General features: G+C 72.9%; 14 protein-coding genes. 5 read left to right on the top strand and 9 right to left on the bottom strand.

Annotated elements, in window-relative coordinates:
• Positions 1–41: 41 nt before the first annotated feature.
• Positions 42–674 (bottom strand): hypothetical protein, encoded by a 633-nt coding sequence (locus ACFVYN_RS09340; protein WP_389994833.1) that lies wholly within the window; start codon positions 672–674, stop codon positions 42–44.
• Between the two features lie 34 nt (positions 675–708).
• Between ACFVYN_RS09340 and ACFVYN_RS09335 the strand changes: the two genes are divergently transcribed.
• Positions 709–906 (top strand): hypothetical protein, encoded by a 198-nt coding sequence (locus tag ACFVYN_RS09335; RefSeq protein WP_389994830.1) that lies wholly within the window; start codon positions 709–711, stop codon positions 904–906.
• 179 nt (positions 907–1,085) lie between these two features.
• Here the strand turns inward: ACFVYN_RS09335 and ACFVYN_RS09330 are convergent, their stop codons facing one another.
• From ACFVYN_RS09330 to ACFVYN_RS09310, 5 genes are all read right to left on the bottom strand, one after another.
• The gene (locus ACFVYN_RS09330; RefSeq protein ID WP_389994827.1) at positions 1,086–2,075 is read right to left on the bottom strand and encodes a malate dehydrogenase; all 990 of its coding nucleotides are present in this window, start codon (positions 2,073–2,075) and stop codon (positions 1,086–1,088) included.
• A gap of 328 nt (positions 2,076–2,403) precedes the next feature.
• Positions 2,404–3,684, bottom strand: coding sequence for a DUF2690 domain-containing protein (locus tag ACFVYN_RS09325; RefSeq protein WP_389994824.1), 1,281 nt, complete (start codon positions 3,682–3,684; stop codon positions 2,404–2,406).
• 217 nt (positions 3,685–3,901) lie between these two features.
• Entirely contained in the window at positions 3,902–4,375 is a 474-nt protein-coding gene (locus ACFVYN_RS09320; RefSeq protein WP_389994821.1) for a helix-turn-helix domain-containing protein, read from the bottom strand.
• 240 nt (positions 4,376–4,615) lie between these two features.
• Positions 4,616–5,278, bottom strand: coding sequence for a DUF3017 domain-containing protein (locus tag ACFVYN_RS09315; protein WP_389994818.1), 663 nt, complete (start codon positions 5,276–5,278; stop codon positions 4,616–4,618).
• Complete coding sequence (locus ACFVYN_RS09310) at positions 5,268–6,122, bottom strand: bifunctional methylenetetrahydrofolate dehydrogenase/methenyltetrahydrofolate cyclohydrolase (protein WP_389994815.1); 855 nt, start codon at positions 6,120–6,122, stop codon at positions 5,268–5,270. The genes ACFVYN_RS09315 and ACFVYN_RS09310 overlap by 11 nt, the downstream gene beginning before the upstream one ends.
• 239 nt (positions 6,123–6,361) lie before the next feature.
• Here ACFVYN_RS09310 and ACFVYN_RS09305 point away from each other — a divergent pair, with 239 nt between their 5' ends.
• Both ACFVYN_RS09305 and ACFVYN_RS09300 read left to right on the top strand, forming a co-directional pair.
• Entirely contained in the window at positions 6,362–7,030 is a 669-nt protein-coding gene (locus ACFVYN_RS09305; protein WP_389994812.1) for an RDD family protein, read from the top strand.
• 169 nt (positions 7,031–7,199) lie between these two features.
• Entirely contained in the window at positions 7,200–8,867 is a 1,668-nt protein-coding gene (locus tag ACFVYN_RS09300; protein WP_389994809.1) for a protein kinase, read from the top strand.
• Between the two features lie 25 nt (positions 8,868–8,892).
• Here the strand turns inward: ACFVYN_RS09300 and purH are convergent, their stop codons facing one another.
• Entirely contained in the window at positions 8,893–10,467 is a 1,575-nt protein-coding gene (gene purH / locus ACFVYN_RS09295; protein ID WP_389994806.1) for a bifunctional phosphoribosylaminoimidazolecarboxamide formyltransferase/IMP cyclohydrolase, read from the bottom strand.
• Positions 10,464–11,111 (bottom strand): phosphoribosylglycinamide formyltransferase, encoded by a 648-nt coding sequence (gene purN / locus ACFVYN_RS09290; RefSeq protein WP_389994803.1) that lies wholly within the window; start codon positions 11,109–11,111, stop codon positions 10,464–10,466. Before purN ends, purH begins: the two co-directional genes overlap by 4 nt.
• Before the next feature lie 289 nt (positions 11,112–11,400).
• Here purN and ACFVYN_RS09285 point away from each other — a divergent pair, with 289 nt between their 5' ends.
• Positions 11,401–12,198, top strand: coding sequence for a hypothetical protein (locus tag ACFVYN_RS09285; RefSeq protein ID WP_389994800.1), 798 nt, complete (start codon positions 11,401–11,403; stop codon positions 12,196–12,198).
• Positions 12,199–12,204: 6 nt separating this feature from the next.
• On the opposite strand, the gene ACFVYN_RS09280 is transcribed toward ACFVYN_RS09285, so the two are convergent.
• Positions 12,205–13,908 carry a DUF6350 family protein gene (locus ACFVYN_RS09280; protein WP_389995121.1) on the bottom strand — a complete coding sequence of 568 codons (1,704 nt, stop codon included), beginning with the start codon at positions 13,906–13,908 and terminating at the stop codon, positions 12,205–12,207.
• 114 nt (positions 13,909–14,022) lie between these two features.
• Between ACFVYN_RS09280 and ACFVYN_RS09275 the strand changes: the two genes are divergently transcribed.
• Positions 14,023–14,850, top strand: a complete 828-nt coding sequence (locus ACFVYN_RS09275) for an RNA polymerase subunit sigma-70 (RefSeq protein ID WP_389994797.1) — start codon at positions 14,023–14,025, stop codon at positions 14,848–14,850.
• The last annotated feature ends 125 nt before the right edge of the window (positions 14,851–14,975 follow it).

Raw genomic sequence — 14,975 nt, 5'->3', positions numbered from 1 at the left:
CTGTCTGCCGCGGTGAACGGATCGGCTCCTGCCAGGGCCGCTCAGTGGCACTCCGTGTCTGCCGGGCAGAAGGAGGCCAGCGCCCTGGTGAGCGGCTCGCGCACCAGGGCGGGGGTGAGAGCGGCGGGTCCGGTCGCTCGGATCGCGTACAGCGTCCCGTCGGCGGCCTGGAAGCGGTGGTCGACGACCTGACGGGCGCCGAGGTCGGTGTCGTCGTAGCGGTAGACGAGTTCGGCCCAGGTGGTGCCGGAGGCGCGGTCGAGGACCTGGTAGCCGCGCTGGCGGACGAAGCCGTAGCCGGGGTCGTTCTCGGCCAGGTCGAGGGACTGGGCCGGGGTGTCCTCCGCGATCCGGAAGACCTGGAGGCGGCGGCCGTCGGCGGGGGCGTCGTAGACGACGACCGGAGCGGACCGGCCCTGCTTCTCGGTGCGGGTCCAGCCCCGCGGGACGTCGACGGTGTAGCCGACGGGGTCCTGGACGCGGCGGTATCCCGAGGCGGTGGAGGCGGACGGGGACGGGGATGTGGACTTGGGTGCCTTGGGTGCCTTGACGCTCGGCGCGGGTCCTGCGCCCGGGCGGGTAGCGGAGCCGAGGGAGGTGTCCCGCAGGAGCAGCCAGACACCGGCGCCGACCGCGACCCCGACCAGGACGGCCACCGCGAGGGCGGCGAGCACCCGCCGGACCCGATGGGGCGCGGGCGCAGGGCCCGTGGGAGCCGGTGCCGGCGGGGTCCAGGGCGGGACCGGCGAGGCCTGTGTCCGGGCCGCCGCCCAGGGCGGTGCCAACGAGGTGTGTGTCTCGGCGGAGGCCCACGGCGGAGCGGTCGCCCCCGTCTCCCCCGAGTTCCAGGGCGACCGGCCGCTCTCCTCGCTCGGCTCGTGTCCCGCTCCGGAACCGGAGCTGTAGCCGTTCCAGCCATTCATCGCGTACCCCCCGCATCACCCCACCGGGTAAGGGTTCGACCGTAGGGCGAAAAACAGCCACGGGCCCTGTTCCGGAAGGAACCGGAACAGGGCCCGTGCAGGCTCGTGACAGAGTCGTCGAGAAGACCCGGCCGCCGAGGGACGCCGGGGGCCGGGGAGGGCTCAGAGGAGGCCGAGCGCGCGGACCGCCTCGCGCTCCTCCTCCAGCTCCTTCACCGACGCGTCGATGCGGGCGCGGGAGAACTCGTTGATGTCCAGGCCCTGGACGATCTCGTACTGCCCGTCCTTCGTGGTGACCGGGAACGAGGAGATCAGGCCCTGCGGGACGCCGTAGGAGCCGTCCGACGGGATGCCCATGGAGGTCCAGTCGCCGTCCGCGGTGCCGTTGACCCAGGTGTACACGTGGTCGATGGCGGCGTTGGCGGCCGACGCGGCGGAGGACGCGCCACGGGCCTCGATGATCGCGGCGCCGCGCTTGGCGACGGTCGGGATGAAGTCCTCGGCCAGCCACTTCTCGTCGTTGACGGTCTCGGCGGCGTTCTTGCCGGCGACCGTGGCGTGGAAGATGTCCGGGTACTGGGTGGCCGAGTGGTTGCCCCAGATGGTCAGGCGCTTGATGTCGGCGACCGTGGTGCCCGTCTTCTTCGCGAGCTGGGTCAGCGCGCGGTTGTGGTCCAGGCGGGTCATCGCGGTGAAGCGCTCGGCCGGTACGTCCGGGGCCGCGGCCTGGGCGATCAGCGCGTTGGTGTTGGCCGGGTTGCCGACGACCAGGATCTTCACGTCGTCCGCGGCGTGGTCGTTGATGGCCTTGCCCTGCGGCTTGAAGATGCCGCCGTTGGCCTCCAGGAGGTCACCGCGCTCCATGCCCTTGGTGCGGGGGCGGGCGCCGACGAGCAGACCGACGTTGGTGCCGTCGAAGGCGACGTTCGGGTCGTCCGTGATGTCGATGCCCTGGAGCAGCGGGAAGGCGCAGTCGTCGAGCTCCATCGCGGTGCCCTCGGCGGCCTTGAGCGCCGGGGTGATCTCCAGGAGGCGGAGCTTGACCGGCACGTCCGCGCCGAGCAGCTGGCCGGAGGCGATGCGGAAGAGCAGGGCGTAACCGATCTGGCCGGCCGCGCCGGTGACGGTGACGTTCACGGGAGTGCGGGTCATGGCGTTCTCCGTATGACAGCTGGCGGTGGGGCGTCCCTGCCCCGGACGTTTGATCGATCTCTCGGCGTCAAGAGATCTCCGCGGTCAGGCTATCGCGCATCCGGGACCCCGGACGTCCGGCCCCGTGTGGCCCACCCCACAAACCGCCGCCCCGACAGAGAGGCGGCCGCCCGTCCGGGAGAGGGGGACGGAGGCGGCCGCCGTATGGGGGTACCGTTTCCGGACTCCCGTGGGGGTACGGTTCGCGTGCCCCGGATTCACGAGCCCATGCACACCTCGCGAGGATTCACCCACCCAGAGGCACGCGGGTGTGTCCCTGGGCGCTCGCTCAGCCGGTGCACCCCCGCTGTCCGGAAGCCAGCGTCACGCACGCCTTCGCCTCACCCGCGTCCTTCACGGCGACCATCGGCGTGTAGGCGATCGTGTCCCCGGCCTCCGTGATGCTCCCGCTCCGCTGGGTCAGCCTGCCCGCGCTCACCTCGACCTTGTCCCCCTGGCCGGCCTGGGTGACCCGCCCCCAGGCGGCCCCGCAGACCTTGCTGTAGCGCACCTCGACCACGGTCGCCCCCACCGTCGCGGTCTTGGCGGTGGTCACCAGGTCCCCGCTGCACCCCATGGCCTCGGCGTCCTTGCCGGTGCATCCCTGACCACTGCACTTCACCCCGGCGGGCAGCGAGACGCTCGCGCTGGCGGACGGCGACGGCGACTTCTCGCCCTGGTTCTTCTTGTCCCCGCCCGGGTCGGTCAGGAAGTACACGGCGGCGACCACGACCAGCACGCCGACGACCCCGGCGAGGAATATCGTCAGCCGCCGCTTGCCGCCGCCGGAACCACCGGAACCACCGGGGCCACCGGAACCAGTGGAGGCGCTGGAGGCACCCGAGCCGCCGGAGAGCCGGTCCCCGGGACGCGCGTCCTGCGGCTCGCCGTACGGCCCCGGTGTCGCAGGTGTGCCCGAAGTCCCCGGCGCCACCGGCGCCCCCGGCGTCCATCCCGGACCGTCCGAGGAGGCCGGTGCGGCCGGTGCGGCCGGCGCCGTACGCCCCGTCGCCTGCGACGGCCCCTGGTAGCCGGCCATTCCCCAGGAGTTGCTCCCCGAGGACGCGGCGCGCCGGGCCTCGGCGCTGTCGGTCTCCGAGGACATCGGCTGGGGCGGCACCGTGGGGGCGACCCCGGCCGGTCCCGCGACCCCCGGCGTCGCCGTCGCGCTGCCGCTTCTGCGGGCCGTCCTGGCACCCTTGGCGCCCTTGGCGTTCGCGGGCGGCGCCCCGAACTCGCCGAGCGCGGCCCGCGCCTGGGAGATCCGGATGGCCTCCATGGTCATGTCGTGGCGCATCTCCGAACGGCTCCAGGCGCGTTCGGCGAGCTCCCACATCGTGGTCAGGTGAATGGGATTGGTGCCGGTGACCTCGGCCAGGGCCACGATCGCGCCCTTCGGCGCGAGCAGCCGGCCGTTGAGATACCGGTCCCAGGACGTCTTGCTGTAACCCGTGCGGTCGGCGACGGCCGCGATGCTCAGGCCGCTGCGGTCCACGAGCCGCCGCAGCTGGCTCGCGAACTCCCTGACCTGCGGATCCAGTTCATCCGGCAAGGCCCTCCAACGAGGCATTGCTCCCCCTCTTTTCCCCCGGTCGGTGCTGGCTGTTCCCCGCTCTTCCCCCTGCCCCAAGGATCTCAGCTCCGGGGGCGGGGGCGCACGGGAGCATCCGCAAGTTCGACACGTTAGCCGCGCTGTCGAACAGCTCCGTATCAAATGCGCAAACTTGTCGATACATCATCACAGGTGGAACACACCGGAAATAACGGCCGCCACGGAAGTCTCCGGATCACCCGGACGCAACGGCACCGGCCACCCCGAGCAGCAGGACCAGGACGAGCAGCAGCGCGGCGGCCGGCAGCAGACGGTTCATGCCGCTCGCGCGCTCGCCCGGAGGCTCGTCCCACCACGGCAGCGTGGGCTCGTCCTCGTACTGTTCCCCTGTCCCGCCCTGCTCCCCCTCGGCGGTCCGCGCGGGCGTCGCCGGGCGGGGCCAGGCCTGGACCGCCAGTTCCCAGCGCACATCGAAGCGCTGGGCGTCGGTGGTGTCGAGGCCCGCGATCCGGCACAGGGCGGCGACGGCCTGACGGGGCGGGGGCTGGGTGGCGTTGAGATAGCGGTGCCAGGAGGACTTGCTGTACGCGGTGCGGGCGCCGAGCGCGACGAGGCTGAGCCCCGTGCGGTCCTTGAGCTGCCTGAGCTGCTCCACGAAGTGCCGCGCCTCCGGCGGCAGATCGTCGGGCAGCGCCTGCCAGCCACTCATCGCCCACCTCCGCGGCGTCCTCACCTGCTTCCAGGCAATTGACGACGTCAGGGGGCTGAACGGTTCCTTGCCGACGGGCGGCTGTGGCACGTCACGCACACCGTGCCGGAACCGTCACCGCTGTGCCACAGCGAACGGACAGCGGTTGAACAGGCTGTCCGGGGCGCGGGAGGCTGGAGCGTGACGACGGCCCGTCCCTCATCGGGGGTGGGGGCGGACCGCCGTCCTGCCCGCGCCGGATCAGCTGCTGCTGACCGTGAAGTGCAGGGTGTCCTTGAGGAAGGGGATCTCCAGCCACGGGTGCGGCTGCACCATCATCGCCAGCAGGACGATCGCGGCGCCCAGCACGCCGTAGGTGGCGATGTCGGTGAACCGGGAGCGGACCGCGAGCATGCCGACGTCCGGCAACAGCCAGCGCAGCACGGCACCGGCCAGCAGGGCGACACCGATGAGCAGCGTGCCGAGGCGGAACCGGTCGAGAGCGGTCAGCAGCAGCCCGAGGCCCACCACGGCCAGCACGGCGAGCACCGGCCACTGCCGGGCGGGCGCCGGAGCGTCCCGCGGCGCGGCGCGGCCACCGCCCTCGGGCTGCGCGGTGTCCCTGGTGAACAGCGGAAACCGCCGTGTCACCCGCCGCGGCCGCCCGTCGGCATCGGGTGCGCTGATCGGATCCCGTACGACGAGCTCGTCCTGCTCCGTGGAATCCGGCACCGCGTCCGACGGCACTTCGGCACGTCCGGTGTCCCGAGCGCTGTCCTCGTCGGTAGCACGGACCGGCTCGCCGGCCTCGACCGACGCCACGCCGGTCTCCTGGGAGCCGGGACCTGTCGAACCCGACTCCCGCGCCGCGGTCGCCCCCGCCGCCGCTCCCCGCTCCTCGGGGCCGTGGGGCTCAGGCGACACTGCGCTCCGCCGCCTCGACCACGTTGACGAGCAGCTGGGCACGGGTCATCGGGCCGACGCCGCCGGGGTTCGGGGAGATGAAGCCGGCGACCTCGGCGACGCCGGGGTGGACGTCGCCGACGATCCTGCCCTCGGCGTTGCGGGAGACGCCGACGTCGAGGACGGCGGCGCCCGGCTTCACGTCCTCGGGCCGGATCAGGTGGGCGGAACCGGCGGCGGCGACGATGATGTCCGCGCGCTTGAGGTGCGCGGACAGGTCGCGGGTGCCGGTGTGGCACTGGGTCACGGTCGCGTTCTCGCTGCGCCGGGTGAGCAGCAGCGGCATCGGGCGGCCGATCGTCACGCCGCGGCCGACGACCACGACCTCCGCGCCCTTGATCTCGACGCCGTAGCGACGGAGCAGGGTGAGGACGCCGTTGGGGGTGCAGGGCAGGGGCGCCGGCTCGTTGAGGACGAGGCGGCCGAGGTTCATCGGGTGCAGCCCGTCCGCGTCCTTGTCCGGGTCCATGAGTTCCAGGATGCGGTTCTCGTCGATGCCCTTGGGCAGCGGCAGCTGGACGATGTAACCGGTGCACTCCGGGTCGTCGTTCAGCTCGCGGACGACCGCCTCGATCTCCTCCTGGGTGGCGGTCTCGGGCAGTTCACGCTGGATGGAGGCGATGCCGACCTGCGCGCAGTCGCGGTGCTTGCCGGCGACGTACTTCTGGCTGCCGGGATCGCTCCCGACGAGGATCGTGCCGAGGCCGGGCGTGACGCCCTTCTCCTTCAGCGCCGCCACGCGGGCGGTCAGATCGGACTTGATCGCGGCTGCGGTGGCCTTGCCATCGAGAATCTGGGCGGTCATGACCCCATCCTCCCGGATGACGGGGCCCTGGTTCCAATCCGGGTCCCGCCATCGCCCCGTCCAAGATCGACGAGGTTGCACTTGCACAACACATATCGAATGAGGGTGGACAACAACACACCTGCCTAGAACGATGTCTGGCGCAGTATCGCGGTTGATGTTCGGGGGGCAAACCGCTCAGACCGTGACGTTCCTCCGCGCAGTCCGCATCGTCCCCAGCAGGCCAACGGAGGATCGCCATGAGTTTCGGCTCGCCCAACAACCCTTACGAAAAGCCGCAGAATCCGCAGGACCCCCAGCAGCCGCCGCAGCAGCCCGGTTACGGCTACCCCCAGCAGCAGCCGCAGCAGCCTGGTTACGGCTATCCCCAGCAGGCCCCTCCGGGTGTGCCGCCGCAGCAGGGATACCCGCAGCAGCAGGGCTATCCGCAGCAGCCCGGCTACGGCTACCCGCAGGCGCCGCAGGTCCCCGCCTCCGCCTACGGCTACCCGCAGCAGCCGGGTTACGGCGCCCAGCCCCCGTACGCGAACTGGGGCCAGCGCTTCCTGGGCACCCTGGTCGACATGCTCGTGTTCGCGGTTCCGTACATCCTCGTCATCGTCGGCGCCAACGCCAAGACGGCGATCCTGTCGGTGATCGGCGGTCTCGCGCTCCTCGGTCTCGCGATCTACCAGCTGATCATCGAGGGCAAGAACGGCCAGACGCTCGGCAAGAAGGCGCTCGGCATCCGTCTGGTGCGGGAGAGCGACGGGCAGCCCCTCGGCGTCGGCATGGCCTTCGTCCGCCGCCTCGCGCACTTCCTGGACAGCCTCGCGTGCTACCTCGGCTGGCTGTGGCCGGCCTGGGACGCCAAGCGTCAGACCTTCGCCGACAAGGTCTGCTCGTCCATCGTCATCCGCACGAACTGAGTTCTCCCCCGTTCTCCCCGTACTTTCCCCGGGGCCGTGTCACGTCGTGACACGGCCCCGGGGCGTTCCCTCGTATGCCGGACGCTCCCCGGCGCCGGACGATAGCCTCTCCCCGTCAACTTGCGTGCCCTGAGAGCACGTTGTGAAAGAAGAGGCAGGTCGGGGGCGCGTGACAGACATACCGGCGGCCGGTGGCACCGCGCTGCGGCAGGCGGGCGCGGTTCCGCTGCTGCCCGCCGATCCCCGGCGAATCGGACCCTACGTCCCGCTCGGGCTGCTCGGCAGCGGCGGCATGGGCCGGGTCTATCTGGCCCGGCGCGCCGACGACGCCCCGGGGCTCGCCGCCGTGAAGGTGATCCGGCCCGAGTACGCCGACGGCCCGGACTTCCGGCGGCGGTTCGAGCGGGAGGCCGCCGTGCACGGGCGGGTGCGCACCCCGCGCGCGCCGCACCTGCTCGGCACCGGGTTCGACGACGCGCTGCTGTGGATGGCCACCGAGTACCTGCCCGGACTCAACCTCGCCGAGGCCGTCCGCGAGTGCGGGCTGCCGGAGCCGGCCGGGGTCTGGCGGCTGGTGGCGGAACTCGGGGAGGCCCTGTCGGCGCTGACCGCCGCCGGGATCGTGCACCGGGACCTCAAGCCGTCCAACGTGATCCTGTCGCCCCGGGGCGCGCACGTCATCGACTTCGGCATCTCCCGCGCGGCCGACAGCAGCGCGATCACCACGACCGGCAACCGGGTCGGCACGGCCGCCTACATGGCGCCCGAGTATCTGCGCGAGGGCCGCTGCGACGCCGCCTCCGACGTCTTCTCCCTCGGCTGCACCCTCGTCTACGCCGCCACCGGGCACGCCCCCTTCGGCGACGGGACCGGCGTGGACGTCATGCACCGGGTCGCCTTCGAGGCACCCGACACCGAGATCATGGCCGAACTCGCGCAGCGGGACCCGGCGTTGGCCACGCTGCTGTCCGCCTGCCTGGCCAAGGACCCCGCCGGGCGCCCCGACCCGCGACAGCTGATCGACGCGGCCACGGCCGCCGGGCACGGCCGCGCGTCCGACTGGCACGAGCCCCTGGCCGCCCGGCTCCGCGACCGACAGCAGGGGTGCGCGGTGCTGGAGGGCATGCCCGTCCGGCAGTCCCCCCACTTCCGTACGCCCACGGAGCCGGTGCTCTCACCGGTCCCCGCCCCGGCCACCGGTTCCGGTAAGCGGCGCAGGCCCCTCCTGGCCGCCGTCGCGGGCATCGCCGTCGGGGCCGTGGCCGTCGGCGCCTTCCTGCTCACCCGCCCGGGCCTCGACTCCCCGGCCGCCGCCGCCCCGACGGGCTCCGCCGGCGTCACCGCCTCCGCCGCACCGACTTCGTCCCGGCCCAGCTCCTCCCCTTCACCCTCCGGCACGAGCGGGAGCGGGAAGAAGAAGGACGAGAGCAGGGAACAGCAGGCCGCCGCCGAGAAGAGCAGCGCGCCCGACAGCACACCCTCCGCGACCGCCACATCCGACGGGGGCGGCGCAGGTGCGGGCGGCCGCACCGGAACCCCCACGCCCACCGCCACCGTCACCAAGACGGCCGCGCCCCCGGCCACCCCCGCCTGGATCTCCGGCTGCACCTACTACACCGGCACCGAACTCACCGAGTACGGCGACAAGGGCCAGCGGGTCGTGCAGGTGCAGTGCATGCTCACCAAGCGCGGCTACAGCGTGGGCGGTTCGGGCGTGGACGGCGAGTTCGGCAAGGACACCCGGTCCGCGGTCAAGCAGTTCCAGAGCGCGAAGGGGCTGGAGGTGGACGGGCAGGTGGGGCCCAACACGTGGGCGGCGCTACGCAGTTCGACGTAGCGCCGCCAGGTGGGTCTTTCTTCCGTCAGTGGAAGAAGTGCCGCGTCCCCGTGAAGTACATCGTGACGCCGGCCTTCTTCGCGGCCTCGACGACGAGTTCGTCGCGGACCGAGCCGCCCGGCTGGACGACCGCCTTCACACCGGCCTCCAGGAGGACCTCCAGGCCGTCCGGGAACGGGAAGAAGGCGTCCGAGGCCGCGTACGAGCCCTGCGCGCGCTCGGCACCGGCCCGCTCGACGGCCAGCTTCGCGGAGTCAACGCGGTTGACCTGGCCCATCCCGACGCCCACCGACGCGCCGTCCTTGGCGAGCAGGATGGCGTTGGACTTGACGGCCCGGCAGGCCCGCCAGGCGAAGGCGAGCTCGCCGAGCTCGTCCGCGCTCAGGGCCTCGCCGGTCGCCAGCGTCCAGTTCGCCGGGTCGTCGCCCTCGGCCTGGAGGCGGTCGGTGACCTGGAGGAGCGCGCCGCCGTCGATCGGCTTGACCTCGGCGGGGTGCGCGGGCGCGGCCGGGGCCTTCAGGACGCGGATGTTCTTCTTCTTGGCGAGGGCTTCGAGGGCGCCGTCCTCGTAGTCGGGCGCGACGATGACCTCGGTGAAGATCTCGGCGACCTGCTCCGCCATCTCCTTGCTGACCGGCCGGTTGACGGCGATGACGCCGCCGAAGGCCGACAGCGGGTCACACGCGTGTGCCTTGCGGTGCGCCTCGGCGACGTCCGCGCCGATCGCGATGCCGCAGGGGTTGGCGTGCTTGATGATCGCGACGGCCGGCTCGGTGTGGTCGTACGCGGCACGGCGGGCGGCGTCCGTGTCCGTGTAGTTGTTGTACGACATCTCCTTGCCGTGCAGCTGCTCGGCCTCCGCGAGGCCCACGCCCGTGCCGTCGACGTAGAGCGCGGCGGGCTGGTGCGGGTTCTCGCCGTAGCGCAGGGTGCTGCGGCGCTCCAGGGTGGCGCCGAGGAAGTCGGGGAAGAGCGACTCGTCGGCGGGGGCGTAGGAGCTGGCGAACCAGCTCGCCACCGCGATGTCGTACTCGGCGGTGTGCCGGAAGGCCTCGGCGGCGAGCCGCTTGCGGGTGGCGAGGTCGAAGCCGCCGTCCTTGACCGCGGCGAGGACGTCCGCGTACCGCTGGGGGCTGGTGACGACGGCGACCGAGGGGTGGTTCTTCGCGGCGGCGCGCACCATGGACGGGCCGCCGATGTCGATCTGCTCGACGCACTCGTCGGGGCTCGCACCGGAGGCGACGGTCTCACGGAACGGGTAGAGGTTCACGACGACGAGGTCGAACGGCTCGACGCCCAGCTCCGCGAGCTGCTCGCGGTGGCTCTCCAGCCGCAGGTCGGCGAGGATGCCGGCGTGCACGCGCGGGTGCAGGGTCTTGACGCGGCCGTCCAGGCACTCGGGGAAGCCGGTGAGCTCCTCGACCTTGGTGACGGGGACGCCGGCGGCGGCGATACGGCCCGCGGTGGACCCGGTGGAGACGAGCTCGACACCGGCCTCGTGCAGTCCGCGGGCCAGCTCTTCGAGGCCGGTCTTGTCGTAGACGCTGACGAGCGCGCGACGGATGGCCCGCTTGCCGCTCTCGATGCTCTCGGCGGTCACTGGATAACTACCTTTCGTCCCTCAATGCGATAGCCGTTGCGGGCGAGCTGCCCCACGACCTCGACGAGCAGCCTTCGCTCGACTTCCTTGATGCGCTCGTGCAGAGCGCTCTCGTCGTCCTCGTCCCGGATCTCCACCACGCCCTGGGCGATGATCGGTCCGGTGTCGACGCCGTCGTCGACGAAGTGGACGGTGCAGCCGGTGACCCTGGCCCCGTACGCGAGCGCGTCGCGCACTCCGTGGGCCCCCGGAAAACTGGGCAGCAGCGCGGGGTGGGTGTTCACGAACCGCCCGCCGAAGCGCGCGAGGAACTCCTTGCCCACGATCTTCATGAACCCGGCGGACACCACGAGGTCGGGTTCGTACGCGGAGACGGCCTCGGCGAGGGCCGCGTCCCACTCCTCACGGGTCCCGAAGTCCTTGACCTTGCGGACGAAGGTGGCAATCCCGGCCCGCTCGGCCCGCGCGAGCCCCTCGATGTTCTCGCGGTCCGCCCCGACGGCCACGATCTCGGCACCGTAGGCCGCCGCGCCGGTCGTGGCGATGGCGTCCAGCAGTGCTTGGAGGTTCGTACCGGATCCGGAGACCAGCACGACCAGGCGCTGGACCGGCCTGGCCTGCTCGGCCACGGGCTTGGCGGCCACGGCGGGGCCCTTTCTCGGGGGAGCGTTTGTACGGTCGTACGAATGCTTCGAGCCCCGGGATACGGGGAAGTCTACGAAGCGGCCGAACGCCAGCAACGATACCGGCACATCGGAAGGCCCCCACGGGACGGGGGCGTGGCCGGAAGGTAGCGTCTGGGAGGGACGGTCCGGGAACGCGGGTGGTGTGCGGTGCGTTCACGGGGTGAGGCCCGCGCCGACGGGCCCACCGAACCGTTCGATCCACGTAAGCCATGGCAAGTCACATCCTCCAAGGGAAGACGCTCACTTGATGTCGGACCGCAGCCTGCGACTCCTCACACTCCCCCAGCAGTCGGTGCAGGGAGGAGCGCGCAGCGGCCTGCTGCTGCGGGAGCAGCCCGCCTCGCCGCCGGACGCCCCGTCCTCCGGCACGCAGTCCGGCACGGAGAAGGGTGAGGGGCGGGGCGTTACGGCCGAGGACGACAACCCCTTCGCGCCGCCGCCCGAGGGCACCCCGGACCGCCCGTGGCAGCCGCGCCGCCGAGAGGACTCGGACGGCGGGGAGGGTGAGGGCGGCGGCCGCACCCCGTGGGGCAGTCAGTGGAGCGACCGCCAGCCGGGCCGCTCCGACGGCGGCTTCGGCGACCGCCCGGGCGCGGGCCCCGGTGGCGGTCCGGGAGGACAGGGCAGCGGCGGACCGGGGTCGCGCTGGGACCCGACGGACCCGTCGCAGCGCCGCGCCCGCTACTCCCTGCTGTGCGGCATGTGGGCCGTCTTCTTCGTCCTGTACGGCTGGGCGTACGTGAGCCTGCTGCTGGGCGCACTGGCCCTGTACTGGGGCATCAGCGCCGTGCGCGCCAAGCCCCGCACCCCGGACCCCGACACCCCCGCCCCGTCCCAGTCCGCCCGCCCCCAGACCTCCGCGGCGATCAGCGGCCTGGTCACGGCCTCCCTGGCCCTGCTTTTCGTGGCGGCGAGCTTCACCGCGAGACTGGTCTACGACGACTACTACACCTGCGTGAACGACTCCCTCACCAACCAGGCCCAGCAGTCCTGCGCGGATCTGCTCCCGAAGCAACTGCGGGGCGTGCTCAGCGCGAACGGCTGACGACGGTCAGTCGGTGGGCGGAGACTTCTCCGGGGAGTCCTCCGGCGGGGTGGCCGCCTCCTTGAGGACCGCCCAGCGGGACTCGCGTGAGGCGTCGTCGTGCCAGGGCGTCGGCGAAGCTCCCGGGCTTGTCTGCGGTGCGGCGGGCAGGAAGTCGTAGGGCTCGTAGGAGTCGTAGGAGTCGTCCCGGCCGTAGGGGACGTAGGTGTCGTCCTGGTCGCCGGGGGCGTTCTGCGGGGGGCTCTCCTGCGCCGGGCCGGTCATTACGGGGGCGGTCCTGGGTGCGGTCCCGGAAGTGGCGCCGTCAGTGCGGGTCCCGGCCGCTGTCGCGGATGTGGTGCCGTCGGTGCGGGTCCCGGCCGCGGTTGCGGAAACGGCTCCAGCCCCGTCCGTCGCCTTGCGTCGCGAGAGCGGGACCCGGACCGAGGGCACCCATGTGCGCGGCCCGCCCGCCGAGAAGCCCCGCCAGGCCCGTACCGCCAGGGCCACCGGCAGCCCCGCCACCGTGATCCACCCCGCCACCGCCGCACCGACCTGCCACCACACCGGCCCGAACCGGGCCAGTACGCCCACCCCGAGCGGTCCGCCGGCCGGCGCGGTCAGCGCGGCGATGGCCCCCGCGCACAGCACCGCCGCCCACACCACCGCACCCGCCGTCCGCCCCCGCGACCACCCCGCGTCCGTGGCCCGCCCCACGAACCACCCCACCACGACCCCGGCCACCACCGGCACCGCCCCCGCCGCCCAGTGCGCCGGCCCGCCGACCCCGGCTTCCGGTACCGCCGCAAGGAGCGGAAACGGCGGCAGCATCGGCGCGGGGTCCGACGACAGCGGGCCCACGACATGCCCCGCACCCAGGACGAACCCGGGTCCGGCGGCGTAACTCACCGCCCACACCGCCGCGTTCGGCAGCAGCGCCAGACACAGCAGCACGACGGCGAACCGTCCCGACCACCCCTCCGTCACCTGGAGGAACGAACCCCGCGCAGCACCACCGTGCGCCACCAGCGACACCGCCAGGAACACCGTCCCGCCCCCGACGAGCACGCAGACCCCGGCCCCCGCGGCTCGTGCCGCCGCGGCGAGCCGCGCCCGCGCCCGGTCCCCGAGGACGAGTCGGCGCACCCCCGCGGGCAGCAGCACCAGCACCCCGTCCAGCGCCTCGGCGGGACGGCCGTACGCCGTCCACACCCCCGCCCCGGCGGCGCCCATGACGACGGCCGGCAGACACACGCAGGTCCACGTCCAGGAGGGCCGCAGCGCCCCGCCGGACGCGTACAGGGCGACGGCCGAGCCGACGGCGAGGTACCCGAGCACGACCCCGGCCCACGCCGTCCGCGCGGACGCCTGCGGGGGCGCCTCGTCACCGGTGGCCAGGTCCCGCGCCGCCCGGTGCACCAGCCACAACGGCAGCGCGAGCAACAGCAGCGGGGTGACACCGACGGGCGCCGGCACCCCGGAGAGCGTGTCCGTGCGGATCAGCTCGGTCCCGTGTGCGAGCAGCCACAGGGCCGCGGCCACGTGCAGCGCGCCTCCGGGGCCGCTGTCGGGATACGGCGAGCTGATCCACAGCGCGATCACGAGCACGGCGAACACACCGAGCCCCAGCCCGGCGGCCACCGCACCGCCCAGGAGGCCGGCGGCCAGGCCGGGCGTCCGGTCGCGCAACCGGATGAGCAGGGGCGACAGCGAGGTGCGGCGAGCGGTCATCTGGATCACGTCCGCAATGCTCCCAACGACACGCGCTTTCTCGTCGTAACAGCCGAACCTCGGATGTGTCGCCCAATATATGACTATGTACTTTTTCGGACGAAGGGGTGCCCCGTGAAGCAGAGCGAGGAGCTCGCCACCGCTCCCCTGACACCGGCTCAGGCCTTCGACGCGCTCTACGGGTTCTGCGCGCCCGCGCTCGTCCGGCAGACCTATCTGCTCACCGGCCGCCGCGAACTCGCCCGCGAGTCGGTCGAACGGGCCTTCCACCTCGTCTGGCAGCGCTGGCCCGAAGTAGCGGTGGACCGGGATCCGGCGGGCTGGGCACGGGTCATGGCGTACGAGTACGCCCTCTCTCCCTGGCACCGCTTCCGCCCCCGCCACCGCGGCCCCGGGGAACCCGTCCCCGATCCGGCCGACCGCGCGCTGATGGCCGTACTCCTGAAGCTCCCGTCGGCGCAGCGGCGCACGCTCCTGCTGTACGACGGTGTGGGCCTCGACCTTCCGGAGACGGCGGCGGAGACGGAGGCGAGCACGCCGACGACGGCCTACCGGCTGATGAACGCGCGGTCGGTGATCGCGGCCCGGCTGCCCGACCTGGCCGACCCGTCCGACCTGCACGAGCGCCTGGTCTCGCTGGCCTCCGCACAGGGGTTGCGTGCCGCGCAGCCACCCGCGGTGCGGGCCGGGAGCGAGCGCCGGGCGCGCCTGTGGACCCGGGCGGCGATCGCCTTCACGGTGGCCCTGATCGGAACGACGGCGCTCACGCTGCGGACGGCTCCGACGCACTACGAGCCGCCGGTGCCGCCGGGGGCGGAGGTGCGGGGGGTGCCGGGGAGGGTGGGGCCGGGCGCGCTGTCGGAGGAGGAGGTGGAGCTGCGGGAGAAGCTGCGGGAGGAGACGGCGAGCGGTCCGGAGAGGTTGGTTCCGATCGGTGGTTGAGTGCGGCCGGTGGGGGGCTGGTCGCGCAGTTCCCCACGCCCCTTGAGCGCGTCCCGCTGTACGCCCCTTCAGGGGCGCGGGGCTGCAACATCAGCGGCTCCGCCGCGGGGCGCGACCAGCCACAA

Source organism: Streptomyces sp. NPDC058307 (assembly GCF_042880295.1).
GTDB lineage: Bacteria > Actinomycetota > Actinomycetes > Streptomycetales > Streptomycetaceae > Streptomyces.
The sequence above is the reverse complement of the archived record's forward strand: the minus strand, read 5'-3'. Positions and strand labels throughout refer to the sequence as shown.

Excerpts from the sequence above, each read along its gene's own strand:
- ACFVYN_RS09330 (WP_389994827.1), bottom strand. The coding sequence starts at position 2,075 with ATGACCCGCACTCCCGTGAACGTCACCGTCACCGGCGCGGCCGGCCAG.
- ACFVYN_RS09325 (WP_389994824.1), bottom strand. The coding sequence starts at position 3,684 with ATGCCTCGTTGGAGGGCCTTGCCGGATGAACTGGATCCGCAGGTCAGG.
- ACFVYN_RS09320 (WP_389994821.1), bottom strand. The coding sequence starts at position 4,375 with ATGAGTGGCTGGCAGGCGCTGCCCGACGATCTGCCGCCGGAGGCGCGG.
- ACFVYN_RS09310 (WP_389994815.1), bottom strand. The coding sequence starts at position 6,122 with ATGACCGCCCAGATTCTCGATGGCAAGGCCACCGCAGCCGCGATCAAG.
- ACFVYN_RS09305 (WP_389994812.1), top strand. The coding sequence starts at position 6,362 with ATGAGTTTCGGCTCGCCCAACAACCCTTACGAAAAGCCGCAGAATCCG.
- ACFVYN_RS09285 (WP_389994800.1), top strand. The coding sequence starts at position 11,401 with ATGTCGGACCGCAGCCTGCGACTCCTCACACTCCCCCAGCAGTCGGTG.
- ACFVYN_RS09280 (WP_389995121.1), bottom strand. The coding sequence starts at position 13,908 with ATGACCGCTCGCCGCACCTCGCTGTCGCCCCTGCTCATCCGGTTGCGC.